The organism is Nostoc sp. DedQUE05, assembly GCF_034530955.1.
Lineage (GTDB): Bacteria > Cyanobacteriota > Cyanobacteriia > Cyanobacteriales > Nostocaceae > Nostoc.
The window spans coordinates 104,634-121,459 of record NZ_JAVRCB010000001.1 but is presented as its reverse complement, the minus strand read 5'-3'; the positions used below and the strand labels follow the sequence as shown (position 1 = coordinate 121,459).

Annotated in this window: 11 protein-coding genes; 6 read left to right on the top strand and 5 right to left on the bottom strand. The window is 41.4% G+C overall.

Features of this window, described 5'->3' with window-relative positions:
- Positions 1 to 10: 10 nt before the first annotated feature.
- Positions 11 to 1,348, bottom strand: coding sequence for a 5-histidylcysteine sulfoxide synthase (gene ovoA / locus RMZ42_RS00485; RefSeq protein ID WP_322669546.1), 1,338 nt, complete (start codon positions 1,346 to 1,348; stop codon positions 11 to 13).
- A gap of 551 nt (positions 1,349 to 1,899) precedes the next feature.
- Between ovoA and RMZ42_RS00480 the strand changes: the two genes are divergently transcribed.
- Together RMZ42_RS00480 and RMZ42_RS00475 are read left to right on the top strand one after the other, a co-directional pair.
- Positions 1,900 to 2,895 (top strand): glycerophosphodiester phosphodiesterase, encoded by a 996-nt coding sequence (locus RMZ42_RS00480; RefSeq protein WP_322669545.1) that lies wholly within the window; start codon positions 1,900 to 1,902, stop codon positions 2,893 to 2,895.
- A gap of 35 nt (positions 2,896 to 2,930) precedes the next feature.
- On the top strand, positions 2,931 to 4,097 hold the full coding sequence (locus RMZ42_RS00475; protein WP_322669544.1) for a DUF3466 family protein: 1,167 nt from the start codon (positions 2,931 to 2,933) through the stop codon (positions 4,095 to 4,097).
- A 162-nt stretch (positions 4,098 to 4,259) separates the two neighbouring features.
- Here RMZ42_RS00475 and RMZ42_RS00470 read toward each other — a convergent pair whose 3' ends face one another.
- The 4 genes from RMZ42_RS00470 to RMZ42_RS00455 all read right to left on the bottom strand — a co-directional run bounded on the left by RMZ42_RS00470 (position 4,260) and on the right by RMZ42_RS00455 (position 9,166).
- Positions 4,260 to 4,955: an SAM-dependent methyltransferase gene (locus RMZ42_RS00470; RefSeq protein ID WP_322669543.1), complete on the bottom strand. Its 696-nt coding sequence runs from the start codon at positions 4,953 to 4,955 to the stop codon at positions 4,260 to 4,262.
- A gap of 216 nt (positions 4,956 to 5,171) precedes the next feature.
- On the bottom strand, positions 5,172 to 6,269 hold the full coding sequence (locus RMZ42_RS00465; protein WP_322669542.1) for an iron-containing redox enzyme family protein: 1,098 nt from the start codon (positions 6,267 to 6,269) through the stop codon (positions 5,172 to 5,174).
- A 282-nt stretch (positions 6,270 to 6,551) separates the two neighbouring features.
- Entirely contained in the window at positions 6,552 to 8,390 is a 1,839-nt protein-coding gene (locus tag RMZ42_RS00460) for a penicillin-binding protein 2 (RefSeq protein ID WP_322669541.1), read from the bottom strand.
- A 95-nt stretch (positions 8,391 to 8,485) separates the two neighbouring features.
- Positions 8,486 to 9,166 carry a hypothetical protein gene (locus tag RMZ42_RS00455; RefSeq protein ID WP_322669540.1) on the bottom strand — a complete coding sequence of 227 codons (681 nt, stop codon included), beginning with the start codon at positions 9,164 to 9,166 and terminating at the stop codon, positions 8,486 to 8,488.
- A 492-nt stretch (positions 9,167 to 9,658) separates the two neighbouring features.
- Here RMZ42_RS00455 and RMZ42_RS00450 point away from each other — a divergent pair, with 492 nt between their 5' ends.
- From RMZ42_RS00450 to ligA, 4 genes are all read left to right on the top strand, one after another.
- On the top strand, positions 9,659 to 9,886 hold the full coding sequence (locus tag RMZ42_RS00450) for a hypothetical protein (RefSeq protein WP_322669539.1): 228 nt from the start codon (positions 9,659 to 9,661) through the stop codon (positions 9,884 to 9,886).
- A gap of 644 nt (positions 9,887 to 10,530) precedes the next feature.
- On the top strand, positions 10,531 to 10,863 hold the full coding sequence (locus RMZ42_RS00445) for a hypothetical protein (protein ID WP_322669538.1): 333 nt from the start codon (positions 10,531 to 10,533) through the stop codon (positions 10,861 to 10,863).
- A 179-nt stretch (positions 10,864 to 11,042) separates the two neighbouring features.
- Positions 11,043 to 13,334, top strand: coding sequence for a 1,4-alpha-glucan branching enzyme (gene glgB, locus RMZ42_RS00440; protein ID WP_322669537.1), 2,292 nt, complete (start codon positions 11,043 to 11,045; stop codon positions 13,332 to 13,334).
- 824 nt (positions 13,335 to 14,158) lie between these two features.
- Positions 14,159 to 16,195, top strand: a complete 2,037-nt coding sequence (gene ligA / locus RMZ42_RS00435) for an NAD-dependent DNA ligase LigA (protein ID WP_322669536.1) — start codon at positions 14,159 to 14,161, stop codon at positions 16,193 to 16,195.
- The last annotated feature ends 631 nt before the right edge of the window (positions 16,196 to 16,826 follow it).

Below are 16,826 nucleotides of genomic sequence, written 5' to 3'. Positions count from 1 at the left end.
GCATATTCTGTTAATCTTTAATATCTTGAACAATCCGAAAACCAGCGTGCTGATAAAAATTTGGACGGAACCAGTTGCGGTAATATTTTAAAGCTTCTGTACCATTAGTTATCCAACATCCTCCTAACATCATTTGATGTTGATCGTCAAAAAATATCGCAGAATTATCTTCATAAAGAAAATGAGGCTGATATCCTGGAAGAGGATTTAAGTTATTACTCAACCATTCCCAAACATTCCCACGCAAATCATACAATCCCGAAGAACTTTTAGCTGTTTCTAACATCCCAACGGGACTAGGGGAGCCAAATTTTAAATTGAGATTATAATTTTCTACATCATCTAATAAACTATTACCATAAGTTGCTAAATGGTATTCTGCTTCACTCATTAAACGAGTATTTTTGCCTTGCCAACGACAATAAGCTATTGCTTCATAATGATTGACTTCCACAGGCCAATCTAGAGGTAAGTCAATTTCATCAAACATAGCTCGATATTTATAGCTACCATTTTCATGTAACCAAAATTTGGGGCATTGAATACCGTATCGAGTTTTCCAATTCCAAGATTCTTCATCCCAATATTCTTGATTTTCGTAGCCACCAGCTTTTACAAAATAAATAAAATCGGCATTGGTAATCAGATATTTGCTGGCAAAAAAGGGTGCAACTTCAACAGTGCGATCGCCATAATCAATATCCCATCCATAAGTTGAATCATCTAAGGCTTTACCAAGTTTTACTACCCCACCAGCAACTTTTATCATTTCGTTCTGAGGAGTGTAACCATTAAAAGGAGCATATTGCCAATTTTGAGGACGTTTCACTTTCTCAATTGGTAGTTGGCGAATTAACATCGAAGAAGTTTCAATGTGAATACGCTGGTGTTCCATCCCCATCATTAAAGCCCAAAGGGGATGATTTGGATGAATTGGCAGAGTAATTGGGATGGTTTTAATTACTTCAGAAATTACAGAATATGCTTGTTCTCGGTACTCCCAAGTTTGTGCAACTTGCGGCCATTCCAAATGAGCGATCGCTGCATTCAACTCCTCTGGTTTTTCTGGATCTACTCCAATTTCAAACAAAATTTCATACTCTGGATTGAGGCGTTTTTCTAATAACCCTACCTGAATTAATTTATTGATGTAGAAAACAGCCGAATGTCCCAGATAAAAAATTAGAGGATTTCTCAAAGGGTCAGGATTGAGATAAAATGTCTCTTCCCCAACTAGACTTTTCAATAATATATCTTCCAATTGCCAAGCATTCTCAAAGTAATCGAGGAGCGCTTGGTTATTACAACTATCAAGTTTTGGAGGTTTAGCAGATTGTAGACTATTCATGGTCTAATTCCTATTAGTGAACAATGAAACAAATTAATTATCTATAATTTCGATTTGATTCCTGAATTTACTTGCATAAGTAAAAAATACGGAAAAAAACAATAGATATGTACTGAGTTTTTTGAAAAAACAAATATTAATCTTATCGGATGTATTAAACACAATAGGATTTAAGGAGAGATCAAATAAGATTCTTAAATATGACAGATTTATTATTTAATAGCAATACTTATTATTTAATATTAGTTATTTAAATAATACTAAAACTGCATCGATTTAGTGTGGTAAGTCCGTAGATTTGAATAATTTCATACTTGTTGAATTAATCAAACTCTCAGTCAAGAAATAATTCAGTGGTAATCAATATAACTATATGATTGAATGTAAAGACTTTTGATACTATTACCAATGAAAAATTACAACTCTCTAAAGAGGGTTTTATTTGTCTTAAATTATTTAAAATTAAGTGAAAAATAATTGTAGGTTGAATAGCAAAGCCCTTACTACAAACCTTTAATTGTTTACGTTGTCCTACTTAGGTGGGTAAAATAATGACTACAACTTTGCAAGACGCATCTCCAATTATCATTGCCCATCGAGGTGCTAGCGGCTATCGTCCAGAACATACTTTAGCTGCTTATGAATTAGCGATCGCACTTGGGGCTGATTATATTGAACCTGATTTAGTTTCCACTAAAGATGGTATTTTAATTGCTCGTCACGAAAATGAGATTTCCGAAACCACCGATATTGCAATCCATACAGAGTTTGCTCATCTTCAAACCACCAAAATAATTGATGGCGAATCAAAAACTGGATGGTTTACTGAAGACTTTACCCTAACAGAACTGAAAACACTACTAGCCAAAGAGCGAATTCCCCAACTGCGATCGCAAAATACCACTTATGATGGACTTTTAGAAATCCCCACACTGCAAGAAATCATCAATTTAGTCAGGGTTAAAAGTGGCGAAATTAATCGGACGATTGGCATTTACCCAGAAACTAAGCACCCAACTTACTTTCAATCTATTGGGTTAGCCCTAGAACCACCCCTACTTGCAACTTTAACAGCCAACGGTTATCAGGGAGCTAACGCACCTGTTTTTATTCAGTCTTTTGAAGTCGGTAATTTACAAGATTTATCCACAAAGACTGATTTACCTTTGGTGCAATTGCTGAATAACAGTGGTAAACCTTATGATTTTGTCGTTAGCGGCAATGAACAAACTTATGCAGATTTAGTCACAGCATCAGGTTTAGCAGAAATTGCCAAATATGCACAAGCGATTGGAATTCATAAAAATTTATTGGTTCCTAGAGACAGCAATGGTAAATTGCGTTCGCCTACATCATTAGTGATAGATGCTCATGCGGCTGGTTTGCTGGTTCATGCCTGGACTTTCCGCAATGAAGACTGTTTTTTGCCACTGGATTTTCAAGGAAATCCTCAAGGTGAATATGAACTATTTTTCAGCTTAGGTGTTGATGGCGTATTTAGCGATTATCCAGATACGGCAGCTTGCCACCGTACTCTTCAGTGGTAATTTGGTAGGGGAATAGAAAATCACGGCAAGGTAACATGGTTTTACTTAAGTGGAAATCCTGTATAACAGCAATAACTTTCACCGCAATCAGTCTGACTGCATCCAAGTCGGCATTGGCGGTATCTTTATACTCAGTTACTGACTTAGGCGCTCTTACGGGAGAAGCCTACAGTTATGCTACAGACATTAATGACTCAGGTAAAGTAGCGATTAATTCTTTGGACAGTTCTTTTTTTTACAGTAATGGTTCTGTCAAAAAAATTAGTCCATTGCCTGGCGATAATGTACTTGCAGTCAGTGGTATCAATAACTTGGGGCAAGTAGTTGGTAATTCCATCGGTAAGACCGACGGTGATAATAACGTCTTTATTTACAGTGATGGAACAACGCAAAATACCGGTCTTAAAGGCATTCCTTATGCTATCAATAACTCAGGTGAAGTGGTTGGCGGTACAACTGGTGGCGGTATATTCCCAAAACTTGCCTTTCCCAACGGAGCCGCTTTCCTATACAGCAATGGTACGACGACTATTATTAACAATAATTTAAAAGAAAATTATGTTGCCTATGGCATAAATAATCTAAGTCAGGTAGTTGGCATTTTCGGTTCTTCCGGCCGAGCCTTTTTATCCGACAAGGGTGTAATCAATAATCTCGGTACCCTCCCTGGTGACAGGTACAGTCAAGCAAATGATATTAATGACTCAGGACAAGTAGTTGGTAGTTCGGGACTGACTGGCGTAAATGATAGTCGTGCTTTTCTGTACAGTCCCAACACAGGACTCCAAGACCTCGGTAGGTTACGTCCTACAGATTTGTTTAGTACTGGTTTAGGGATCAATAATTTGGGTCAAGTAGTCGGGTTTTCTGGCACTAACAATAACTTTTTTGCCGCAGATGGCAATGGTTTACGGGCTTTTCTTTATAGTGATAAGACTCTGTACGACTTAAATAACCTGATTGCTCCTGGTTCAGAGGGTGGCTTTACCTTAACAGCGGCATCTGCCATTAATAATAATGGACAAATTGTCGGTCGTGGTGCAGTTAATAATGAATTACACGCCTTCCTCTTGACACCAATCTCATCTGTCTCTGTAGCTGAACCGACTTCAGGCTTTCCTATCTTGTCGTTCGGTGCTGGTGTAATTTTATTTCCAGCACTTAAGCGCAAACGTCACTCAAAAAGTGCAGCCATACAATAAAGAAGTTAATGCAATAACTTCAGGCAGACAAAATGATTACTTGGGAATATGGATTTATAAAAATGCTCGTTGAAAATTATTGAGGATATGTCTCTAAGCCATGCTTCGAGACACATCTCTACTTTAGGCAAGGGATGACATCACTTAAGTTGTTCTTGATTTTCACAAACTAGTCATCACCTGAGCTAATTGATTAGATAAATCAACTACAGAACCCTGGCATTTTTTAAATAAAACTCCAGCTAAAAAATAATAATCGCCAGAATAAAATGCCATCTGATTTTTTTGGAGTTTTTCGATGTGCTTCTTTACCTTGGGGTCAGAGCTATAGTAGCCGAACTTTAAAGGTAACACCATGAAGTTTTGAACATAATAACCATTTTGTTTTGCTATGTTCAAGGTATTGATTGGGTTAGAAAAGCTAGATATTAAAACCAATACATTTTCATAATCTAACGATAAAAGTTCATTGGTAACTGTAGCTCCATCTACACCCCCAAATAAAAGTGGCATATAAATATCGTTATCTGGTGCGGGTAGATAGGGCGGATTAGCTACAAGATACTCGGCATCGGGTTGAGAAGAATTAAACAAAGACGAATTGTGGATGATGTATTTATTAGTGAGATTGTATTCATCAATGGTTGAATTTGCAACTTTCCATGCAGAAGTATTTAATTCAAATCCCTGGATGACACCATCAAAATTGTTTCTTAATAAAGAATTAATTACAGGGCTACCATCTCCTGAACCAAACTCCACAATAGATTCGGAATTTTTACAATTTCTGATAACAAAGCTTTCTAAGCAGTTTGAGTAGAAATTAGATTCTTCTGGGCAAAAAAAGATATCTTTCATTTGATTGCACTTCCAGGTGTAAGGTATAATCAATGTAATAGGTGGTTGTCTATTACCTTGTATTCAGGCAATAAAAAGTTTTCCTTTAGCAAAGGATTGCTAAAGAAATCTGAGCGCAAGTGAATTAGCAATAAAATGATTTAAAGATGTCAAATTAAAAGGCTAATAATAACTTGCTATTTTGATTTTTTAGATTGCTCATAGGAATAAGGCGGCTTATTCTGCTTCGCGTATCGATCGCACAACAGCCGTCCCGGCGCGATCGCTCATGAGTTTCTGCTGATCGTACCCAAGCAGCAATTCCCATGCATCATTGGGATATCGTTCTGCTAATGGCAAAGCCACATCATCTAACATCCAACGGCCGTGGCGTTCATCTTCCCTGATGTGTAGTTCCCAATAACCCACTGCTACTTCTGAGAGTAAGAGCCGTTGCGCCGCCACCATATAATTTTTGTAAACCGCAGGGCCAGCCACCTCAAAATAGGTCAAACCGCCGCTATAACGCAGGAAATAGCGTTTGCGCTCAGTCATCAAAAAATTATGATTGGTAGAAGCCAAAACTTCCCAAGGTACTAAATCGAAATATGCCTCTGGTTCAGTGTTCATTCCAAACTCAGCAAGCATTTGGGCAAAAAAAGTAGAGTGCTTGCGAGATAAACGACCATTGCCGTATTCTTCTATTAATACTCGCATCAGCGTACATTGCACTTCATTAGCAACACCACCCAAAATGCGGGAAAGATGGCTAGCTTCAACCAAGCCATCAAAGGAGCCGATCGCTAGCAGGTGACGATAGCCAGATTCAGTCATTTCCTCACGAATGTAGCGGCTACTCTGTGACAAAAGCGGATCTAAATCGGCAGATGTGCGCTCAATTAGAGCTTGTTTTACATCTAATTGTTGCAGTGCAGCCACATCGAATTGTGCCAGTTCCCACTGTTGCCAAGCAGCTTCAATTTGGTCGCGACATGAGGACAAGTAAAGCGATCGCTCATTGTTATAATGCCGCAAATCGTCGTACCAAAACAGCTTTAGCCGATTAATTCGATAAAGTATCCGTTGAAGAAAACGGTGAGCCTGTTCATCAGAGCGATCGTTTCCATAAGCAGCCTCAATTGCCATAGAGAGCGCCTGTTCAAACTCACTGGCTATTGAAGGTTTTGCATCCAGTTGACGATCCAAATCCTCCATTGCTAGCAGTTCTATAAATTGCTCCTGGGCACGGTCGTACTTGGTAATTGTTTTTTCTTCAGTTGGGGTGCTATTTTTCGTAGTCCCAGCATTAGGAAATATAAGTAAATTGCTTTGCATGAAATCTTCGGTAGCTTTAGAAAAGTGATAAATTACTTTCACCTCTAATATCTAGGTTTCCACACCAGTAGCTTTCTGTACCTCTTTCCCTGGTTATAGAGAAAGATTAAGTTTTGGGGCATTGGGCATTGGAAAGAGGACTTGGAGACAAGGAGAATTGGGGACAAGGGGAAAGACTTGTTGTAAGTTCTAAACTTTTGTCACCTTGTCACCTTGTCCCCTTGTCCCCTTGCTCCCCTGCCCCTCTGCTCCCCTGCCCCCCTGCCTCCTTGCACCCCAACCCTACGGTACTTGCGTCCGTTGCTCGATTGCCTTACTGGGCGGAATCTGCTCAAGAGGAATCAGTGCTTCGATTACCGACTTCACAATTGGCGCGGCGACAGTAGAACCATAAGCACTTTCTCCTTTTGGCTCATCTACCAGTGCAAACACTACATAGCGAGGAGATTCCACGGGTAAAATAGCCACGAAACTCGTCATTCTCGCACCCTTGATGTATCCGCCATTGGGACTAGCTTTTTGGGCTGTACCAGTTTTACCAGCAATGCGATATCCCGGAATTTGTGCCGGCTTACCGCTGCCTTGAGTAACAACAGTTTCCATCATTTCCACAACCTTTTGAGTTGTTGCGGTTGAGAAAATTTGCCGGGGGATAGTGTGAGTGGGTGAATCATGCATCTGCCCTTTGCTATCAATCAACCCGCGAACTACATGGGGTGTAACTAACTTACCGCCATTAGCTAAAGCACCGTGCATTTGCACTAGCTGTAAGGGTGTCATAGAAAAGCCTTGTCCAAAGGAAGTAGTAGCTGGTTCAATTGGCGAAGCGATAAATTCTTCTTGACTTTTGAGCCTTCCGCCGACTTCAAAAGGCAAATCTGTATCAACTTTTTGTCCTAGCCCTAAGCGTTCTAACCAGTTGTAGTAAATTGAAGGCTTTAAACGTTGGATAATTTGCACCATGCCAATATTGCTAGAATATTGCAAAATCTGAGCGATGCTGATTCGCCCATTACCATTATTCATCGCATTTTTGATGGTGTAATTAGCGACTCGAATCGAACCGGAGTCATTAAACATATCATCTGGTTTGATGATGCCATTTTCCAGAGCGATCGCCACATTCAAAGGCTTAAAAGTCGATCCCGGTTCATAAAGATCCGCTACTGTCCAATTTTTAAATAGTGAAATATCAGATTTAGCATATTCATTAGGATTATAAGTAGGCTGAGAAACCAGGGCGAGTAAGGAACCATCCAATGCATCCATGACAATTACCGCTCCACGTTTGGCGGCAAATTTCTGCATCTGTTGTTTGAGCGCAATCCGAGCAATTCGTTGCAGACGGCTATCGATAGTCAGTTGTAATCGCAAATCGTCAAAATGCAAAAAACCTTCGGGCGCCCGGTCTGGCATCAAGGTTCCATTTCCCGACCGACTGAGCCGCACCGTTTGCACAGGACGTTCTAGCAACTTCTCTTGAGAGTATTCCACACCAGCTTGACCGCGACGGTCAATGTCCACGTAGCCCACCACATCAGCAACCAAATCGTCTGGCGGATAATATCGGGAGTATTTTTGAGCCCACTCCAAGCCATTTAAGCGCAAAGAAATGACGCGATCGATAATTTCTTCTGGTAAGGCTGGCGCAAGTATAATTCCGCTTCTTTTGCTTTGAAAAGTTTTCACCAATTCAGCAGTGTCTTTTGCCAAAATTGGGGCAAGTCGCTCTGCCATATCTTCATTAGACTTATCAAACAGCTTGGGATGAGCATACAAAGTATATACAGGGCGGTCAATAGCCAACAGATCGCTATTGCGATCTACCACTGGGCGACGGGGCATAAAAGGTCGCACATTCACCATTTGCTGATTGCGTGCATACTCAGTTAACTTTGGCCCCTTGACAATTTGTAGATTATACAAGTTAATAGCCAACCCCAACCCTGATGCCATTAATACGCCCCAGACGATGAACAGTCGCGACTTAGTGTTGGATGTTTGGTCTTGCATATTAGAGGCTAATTTTCCCAAAAGCCCTCGTTTATCACCCTTGTGTCGCCCTGTAAATTTTGGATTCCGAAACTTTCTGAATTTTGTTTTGCTTGGTGACTTCTGCATTGGGTTCGTCCTTTGTCTTTGTCTGTTGCCTTTTGTGATTAACCAGAAGTCTCAGTCCTAATGACTAATGACAAATGACAAATGACTCTTAGAGATTAGTATCCCAGTGGCGAGAGTGTTTGCGGTTGGGTTTCAGAATTTGGCGTTGTGTTAGGCGATGCTGATTTAGGACTCCCAGATGCAGGAGGCAAGAAAATCATCCCTTCAGGAGTTGGCGATACCAGCCCTGCTGTTGGTTGTTCTGCTTCATTAGCCATTTTATTTTTCAGCGTCGCGTTGGTTGTCGTTAGCAGCCGTTCATGACGTTGGAGGCTTTGCAGTCTGCGATATGACTGACCCCAAAGCTCTTGAGAATAGACTGTCCAACCATAAACAGCAAGTGTCGATGCTACTAACAAGAACGCCACAACTGACGAATAACGATGAAAGGTATACAAGCGCAGCAACCACAAAGGTGCAGCTCCAGAATTAGGCATTGTGGGAAGCCCAAGAAAACCTTCCTCCGAACTCTTTTGCTTCGCATTCAACTGTTCATTGAGATTTGGTAATTGTTGTCTACCCAATTCTTTCACCGATTTAGCTATAACTGCCTTATTTGTGGCAGAAACCGCTAAATTTTTCGAGGAACGCTGTTGTCTTGAAGACGATACTGGTATAGAAGCACTCCCTGCTGCTGACTCCATAGACGCAGAACGTCGCCTTCCTAAAGAAAGGATAGAATCTCGCCGGAACCAATTACCCCTTGTAGAAACAGTAGATTTACGAGCAACTACCATAAATTTTTAAATTTTTTAGATGGAAAATACTGCACTTTTAGATTGATTGTCTGTTTTGCTAAGGTTTAAATTACCTTCTGTACAACCAGCACACATCACAGACTATACCCTTTTAACTTTTCTGATAGGTAGCTGTATCAATGTTTGCATCCCCTAGATATGCAATGTTTGCAATTAGCGATTAGAAACTGGACAGCTTACCTTTTAGGTATCGCACCTAAAGTATGGCAACCTCAGGTAGCCAGATGCAATACTCTGTGAAAAAAATAAAATTTTTTGCTATCATAGCTCCGTTTGCTAAATAAGTTGGTATTTTTCGTTTTGCTCCTGAGTTAAGAGAAACTAATCAGGATACGTAATTCCAAAAACAATACCCCAAAGGATTGTTTTTTTTAAGTATGTAATCTCGCAGAATTTAAAAAAAGCAATAAATACGGTATCGTATTCAACAGGCGAAAAATTATTCTAGCCACAATTGGTGAAAGAGGAGTTATGAAAACAAAAATCTTTGGTTTTGCTTTAATGTTAAGTCTGGCTGCAATTCTTGGGGCCTGTGAAGGTGGTGGTGGTGATGGTGCTGGTACTGCTACTCCAGCCGCTACAGGTGAACCAACTGATGCACCTGCTGTTAAGACTACTCCTGCCGCTACCCCCGCAGCGACTCCCGCAGCGACTCCCGCAGCGACTCCTGGAGCGACTACTCCCGCTAAACCTAAATAAGGCATCTTAAACTTTAGTTTAAATCGCGCCCAGAACTACTTAGTGACAGCATTCCTCACTATATAGCTCGAAGTATTACTCGAATTAATTGGGTTCACGAAAAAACCTCATTTTTATGCTGGTTTATCAGAGCCGAGAGTTTGCTCAAATATCAACTAAGTAGGGCAGGAAATAAAGGACACTGAGTGCTGAGTGCTGAGTTCCTAGTTCCGAGTGCTGAGTTAAAAGACCGCCCACGTTCGCGCAGCGTCTCGCAGAGAGGGGCGGGGCTTTTGCTAGACTGCGAAAGTACTGAGTACTCAACTTCAAAACTCAGCACTCAGCACTTAAGTATGGTAAAGAGGGTTATGTCCTCTACCAAGTGTCCTTGTGAAAGTCCCGCCCGCTCAAACCTTGTTCTCAGTCCAAGGGAGTTGAGTTAATCTAAGCTATTCATTTGGCATTTTAAATTACTTATACTACTGAGTTGTGAGAGGGTAAAATAATTTATCGCGATCGCTGGCAATTGCTCTTGAGCATTCCTGTAGTCTATTCCGGATCAGAAAGACTTGGAAATCTCCCTTGATATTGCCAGATTTTTATTGGGAAAATTTGGGTATGAAAAAAACAGATTTTCATCCTGCGTTGCGAACGTAGTTCAGGAGATGAGGAGAGTTAAAACGAGAAAATCTATAAAATTACTGAGCTTAATAGTAATTAGTGCTACTTTGATTTTTTTAAGTAACTATTGGAGATCGGCAGTAATAGCATTACCGCCACCAGAGGATACCCCAGAAGAAATATTACGGACAAAGATTATTATAGAAGCGCGATCGCCTATTGATGGAAAATCTCTAACAGCTGCCGAATATATTCAATTACAAGCGCAGCTCCAACTTGCCCCGCCCCCAAAATTAGACCCCAAAATTCGGGAACAGATTTTCTTGCTTCGTATACGTAAAACGTTACTCCAGTTTTTCCCATTTTTAAATTTTTGATAAATTCGTCATTAGTCATTAGTCATTTATCCAATGCCCCATGCCCAATGCCCCATGCCCAATGCCCTATTATGATGTAGGATAACGGTGGCGACAAAATTGCAAATAAATGTAAAGAATATATATAGATATTAAAAAAGTAGATTTAGTCAATCACGTTATTTCACTTAGGTAGCTTCATGTCCATGACCACGATCGCCCCTGAACAGGTTAACAGCATCGTTTGGAATCAGCATAACGATCCCTTTGAAATACTAGGTTCTCATCCTATAGAGCAAGACGGCAAAACTGTCTGGGCTGTACGGGCCTACCTACCAAATGCAAGTGCAGCATGGGTCGTTCTTCCTGAACAACGTAAAGAATACCCAATGCAAACAGTGCATCATCCCCACTTTTTTGAATGCACGATTGACACTCCAGAACTGGCAAACTACCAGTTACGGATTAAAGAAGGAGAACATGAGCGTGTCATCTATGACCCTTACGCTTTCCGTTCTCCCAACTTGACAGACTTTGACTTGCATTTGTTTAGTGAAGGCAACCATCACCGGATATACGAAAAACTGGGAGCGCACCCTACGGAAATAGATGGCGTTAAAGGTGTTTATTTTGCTGTTTGGGCACCTAACGCTCGTAATGTTTCATTATTAGGAGATTTCAACCTCTGGGATGGGCGTAAACATCAGATGCGTAAAGGCCGCACTGGAATTTGGGAATTATTTATTCCTGAAATCGGTGTGGGAGAGCATTACAAATATGAAATCAAAAATTTTGAAGGACACATTTACGAAAAATCCGATCCCTACGGTTTCCAGCAAGAAGTTCGCCCGAAAACGGCATCCATTGTCACTGATTTAGATGCTTACAGTTGGGATGACGAAGGCTGGATGCAAAAGCGGCGTCACACTGACCCCCTAACTCAACCAGTTTCAGTTTACGAAGTGCATTTAGGCTCTTGGTTACACGCTTCGAGTGCAGAACCAGCTAAACTTCCCAATGGTGAAACTCAACCTGTAGTTGTCGTTTCTGGACTAAAGCCGGGCGCACGTTTCCTTACCTACCGAGAACTTGCTGACCGACTCATTCCCTATGTCAAAGAATTAGGATACACCCACATAGAAATGCTGCCCATTGCAGAGCATCCCTTTGATGGTTCTTGGGGTTATCAAGTAACTGGTTACTATGCCCCTACCTCGCGTTTTGGCAGACCCGAAGATTTGATGTACTTTATTGACAAATGTCACGAAAATGATATAGGGGTAATTGTAGATTGGGTTCCTGGTCACTTCCCCAAAGATGGACATGGTTTAGCTTTCTTTGATGGTAGCCATTTGTACGAACACGCTGACCCCCGTAAAGGCGAACATAAAGGATGGGGTACTTTGGTGTTCAATTACGGTCGCCATGAAGTTAGTAATTTCTTAGCAGCAAATGCTCTCTTCTGGTTTGACAAGTACCACATTGACGGGGTTCGTGTCGATGCTGTTGCCTCGATGCTCTATAACGACTATTGCCGCGAACCAGGAGAATGGCTGCCCAATCAGTACGGTGGCAGAGAAAACCTAGAAGCAGCAGATTTTCTACGTCAGGTAAATAACATTATCTTTAGCTATTTCCCCGGTGTTCTCTCAATTGCTGAAGAATCCACTTCTTGGCCAATGGTATCTTGGCCTACCTATACAGGCGGACTGGGTTTTAACTTGAAGTGGGATATGGGCTGGATGCACGATATGCTGGATTACTTCAGCATGGACCCCTGGTTCCGCCAGTTCCACCAAAACAATATCACCTTTAGTATGTGGTACAACCACAGCGAAAACTTTATGCTAGCCCTGTCTCACGATGAAGTCGTGCATGGCAAGAGCAATATCATCGGTAAAATACCGGGAGATACATGGCAAAAGTTAGCTAGTGTGCGTTGTTTATTTACCTATATGTTTGCTCACCCAGGCAAGAAAACCATGTTTATGAGCATGGAGTTTGGGCAGTGGAGTGAGTGGAATGATTGGACAGATTTGGAGTGGCATTTATTGCAGCATGAAGCCCACCAACAGTTAAAAACGTTTTTCCACGATTTGAATTATCTTTACCGTTCTGAACCAGTTTTGTACACCCAGGATTTTGCCCAACCGGGGTTTGAGTGGATTGACTGTAGCGATAACCGCCATAGTGTAGTTGCCTTCATGCGTCGTGACAAGGATTCTGATGATTTTGCGATCGTGGTTTGCAATTTTACACCACAACCCCATTCTCACTACCGCATCGGTGTACCGCAAAAGGGATTTTATACTGAGTTGTTCAATAGTGATGCACGTCAGTATGGCGGCAGCAATATGGGCAACTTGGGTGGCAAATGGACGGATGAGTGGTCTTTGCACAGTCATCCTTATTCACTGGATTTATGTTTGCCACCTTTGGGTGTGTTGATTCTCAAGTTGGATAAGAAGAAGACTGCTGAGGTAATTGGATAACAATTTGGGGTGGGGCGATGCCCCATCCTAAAGATAATTTCGCTTATTCACAGCTACTCAACTCAGTTCTCTAAGAGGATGTCTGAGAAGTATTAAATATTTCGTCCGATCCCCCCTAGCCCCCCTTGAAAAGTGGGGAAAACTTCTAAAAGTCCCCCAATTTATCGGGGGATTTAGGGGGATCTACAAGTCTCGAATACAACACTAAAAAGTTTTCAGACATCCTCTAATAGACTCTGGTGAAATTAAATATGCGTTATTACCTTTGTAGAGCCGTAGCATTGCTCATAAGTGTCAACTTAACGTGAAAGCCTGCCTAAAACCAGCTTTTATGTATTGTCTCGTTGTCTCGTTCCCCTGCTCAGACTGGGAATGCTGTCTTATATCATGTCCGGTGAAAGACTTATCATTAAGAACGCAGGGGGCAGGGGGCAGGGGGAAAGAGGGTTTTCCGGTTTCTGCATAGATGACGGAAATTATAACTAATTAACCGGACATGATATTAGAGGCAGAGCCGCAATTGAAGTGCATTTTCAGCCCAGAGGCTGGAAACGAGATTTGAAAAGGCTTTCAGCTTAAGTTGACACCTGTGAGCAATACTACGGCTCTACATTCTTTTATATAGCGATTTATTAACTCGCGATCGCTCTCAATTATTTACCTGTGGAATTATACTTAGTACTCAGGGGAAGCTTCCTACTGAAGTTTGCGATGCGATCGCCCTATGCAAGTATTAGGTAGCGGGGGATATGGCTCAAAAGCCAAAATTTTGTATAGTACAAATGTATGATTTGTTAGCCTTGTCTTAGATATTTTATAATTTTATGACACAGATTAAGCCTGAAGTAAAGCGCACAGAAGAATTGCGCCAGTTATTGCAACAAGCCAGCTATGCTTATTACGTCCTAGATGCTCCAATCATGGAGGATGCAGTCTATGACCAGCTATATCGAGAATTGCAACAACTCGAAACTCAATATCCAGAATTGACAGCACCCGATAGTCCGACTCAGCGCGTGGGTGAGAGACCGGCAACACAGTTTACCTCGGTGCGGCACAATATCCCCTTGTATAGTCTGGAGAATGCATTCAATATTGATGAGTTGCAAGCATGGGATCAGCGTTGGCGGCGACAAGTACCGAAAATAGATGCAGTGGAATATGTCACTGAACTTAAAATTGATGGTTCTGCTTTGGCTCTTACTTACCAAAATGGCATTCTAGTTAGAGGGACAACTAGGGGTGATGGGGTAACGGGTGAAGATATTACCCAAAATGTGCGAACAATTCGCTCAATTCCCTTACGTTTGAATTTTGAAGGGTTAGAAATTCTCGAAAGGGTGGAAGTGCGAGGCGAGGCGTTTTTGCCGTTGGAAGTATTTAAACAAATCAACGAGGAAAGGCAAAAAGCCAGCGAGCAATTATTTGCCAATCCCCGCAATGCCGCAGCTGGTACACTCAGGCAACTAGATCCCCGCATTGTGGCTAAACGGCGCTTAGATTTCTTTGGCTACACCTTGCACATTCCTGGTAGGGATGACACCAGTATTGCTAATACCCAATGGGAAGCGTTGGAGTTGTTGGAAAAGATGGGTTTTCGAGTCAACCCCAAACACAAACTCTGTGCTTCGATCGCAGAAGTGGCAAAATATTACGAATACTGGGATACGGAACGGCTGAATTTACCTTACATGACTGATGGGGTAGTAGTAAAGCTGAATTCTTTTAAACTTCAAGAACAGCTAGGATTTACGCAGAAATTCCCCCGGTGGGCAGTAGCCTTAAAGTATCCAGCCGAAGAAGCACCTACGCGTGTGGAAAATATTGCTGTAAATGTAGGGAGAACGGGGGCGTTAACGCCATTAGCAGAGATGCGCCCTGTGCAGCTGGCGGGAACAACAGTTTCCCGCGCCACTTTACATAATAGCGATCGCATTGCTCAATTAGATATCCGCATTGGCGATACTGTGATTGTCCGCAAAGCTGGGGAAATCATTCCAGAAGTGCTGAGGGTAATCAAAGAACTCCGTCCCGCTGACACCGAACCCTTCCTTATGCCCACCCATTGTCCAGTCTGCGGCCAATTGGTGGTGCGAGAATTGGGTGAGGCGGTGACTCGATGCGTCAATGCTTCCTGTGCGGCGATTCTCAAAGGTTCCATTGAACATTGGGTAAGTCGTGATGCCTTGGATATTAAAGGTATGGGCGAAAAGCTAGTGTATCAACTCGTTGATAAAGGTTTGGTGGATTGTGTTGCCGATTTATATGAGTTGACAGCAGAGAAATTATGTGAATTAGAAAGGATGGGGAAAAAGTCGGCAGAGAAATTAGTGGATGCGATCGCCCAGTCAAAAAATCAACCTTGGTCAAGGGTATTGTATGGTTTAGGCATCCGTCATGTTGGCAGTGTCAATGCTCAATTGTTGACTCAGAAATATTTTACTGTAGAGCAGTTAGCGGCAGCAAAGCAATCAGATATTGAAGGCATTTATGGTATTGGTGCTGAAATTGCCCAATCTGTGTATCAGTGGTTTCGGATTGATGCTAACCAAAGGTTGATAGAACGCTTGCAAGCAGAAGGATTGCAATTAACTGCTACTGAGGAAACAAAAATATTTGGGGATGGTAATCAAAAATTTGCAGGTAAAACTTTTGTAATTACAGGTACATTGCCAACCTTAAAGCGAGATGAAGCAAAGGCTTTGATTCAAAAAGCTGGGGGAAAAGTAACTGATTCAGTGAGTAAAAAAACCGATTATTTAGTTTTAGGAGAAGATGCCGGTTCCAAGTTAGACAAAGCAATTTCCTTGGGAATTACGCAGTTAAGCGAGACGCAATTGTTGGAAATGCTTGAAGATTAAAATCAGGTAAATAGCCTGGAAAGCTATATATTTCGCGAACGAATCCAGGCAATTAACCCACATTTATCAATTAGCTCAAAAGTATAACCGCTCCAACTTGGATTATTTACTTGGGTGATAAAATCTACTTATTTTTTATATTTTTTAGACTCTGGTATCAATAGATATTTAGTACTTCTTAATACTTAACTAATATAAATTCGTAATTAAGAAAGTCAGCTAGGATCTGGGTTTCGGGGTTTGAATCTGTTGCCAGATTTTAGAGGATTGGTATAAATATAACTTCATAATCACTTTTGCGGAATTTTGATATCTTCTTGTGTATCAAACTTTATTGGCTTATATAGCAACAGTCAAGGTGGTTAGGACATCGACAGACGATAAAACTTAGACACAAAAAGGCTTTTCACCCAGTCCCCAGTCCCCAGTCCCCAGTCCCTTGCTATATCTTGCTTTTAGAGCGAGTCCACAAGCGTCTTCATTCTCACCGGAATGAGCAAAGGTGGAGCGTCTCCGGCTCCACTCCTAAATTGTGACTCCTGAATTATTCTTCAATCTTCATTTATCTGAAAGCTGAGTACAAGATATAAGCCAATATGAACAAAAAAAATTAAATTTTTGTATATTTACA

Excerpts from the sequence above, each read along its gene's own strand:
- ovoA (WP_322669546.1), bottom strand. The coding sequence starts at position 1,348 with ATGAATAGTCTACAATCTGCTAAACCTCCAAAACTTGATAGTTGTAAT.
- RMZ42_RS00480 (WP_322669545.1), top strand. The coding sequence starts at position 1,900 with ATGACTACAACTTTGCAAGACGCATCTCCAATTATCATTGCCCATCGA.
- RMZ42_RS00475 (WP_322669544.1), top strand. The coding sequence starts at position 2,931 with ATGGTTTTACTTAAGTGGAAATCCTGTATAACAGCAATAACTTTCACC.
- RMZ42_RS00470 (WP_322669543.1), bottom strand. The coding sequence starts at position 4,955 with ATGAAAGATATCTTTTTTTGCCCAGAAGAATCTAATTTCTACTCAAAC.
- RMZ42_RS00465 (WP_322669542.1), bottom strand. The coding sequence starts at position 6,269 with ATGCAAAGCAATTTACTTATATTTCCTAATGCTGGGACTACGAAAAAT.
- RMZ42_RS00460 (WP_322669541.1), bottom strand. The coding sequence starts at position 8,390 with ATGCAGAAGTCACCAAGCAAAACAAAATTCAGAAAGTTTCGGAATCCA.
- RMZ42_RS00455 (WP_322669540.1), bottom strand. The coding sequence starts at position 9,166 with ATGGTAGTTGCTCGTAAATCTACTGTTTCTACAAGGGGTAATTGGTTC.
- RMZ42_RS00450 (WP_322669539.1), top strand. The coding sequence starts at position 9,659 with ATGAAAACAAAAATCTTTGGTTTTGCTTTAATGTTAAGTCTGGCTGCA.
- RMZ42_RS00445 (WP_322669538.1), top strand. The coding sequence starts at position 10,531 with ATGAGGAGAGTTAAAACGAGAAAATCTATAAAATTACTGAGCTTAATA.
- glgB (WP_322669537.1), top strand. The coding sequence starts at position 11,043 with ATGTCCATGACCACGATCGCCCCTGAACAGGTTAACAGCATCGTTTGG.
- ligA (WP_322669536.1), top strand. The coding sequence starts at position 14,159 with ATGACACAGATTAAGCCTGAAGTAAAGCGCACAGAAGAATTGCGCCAG.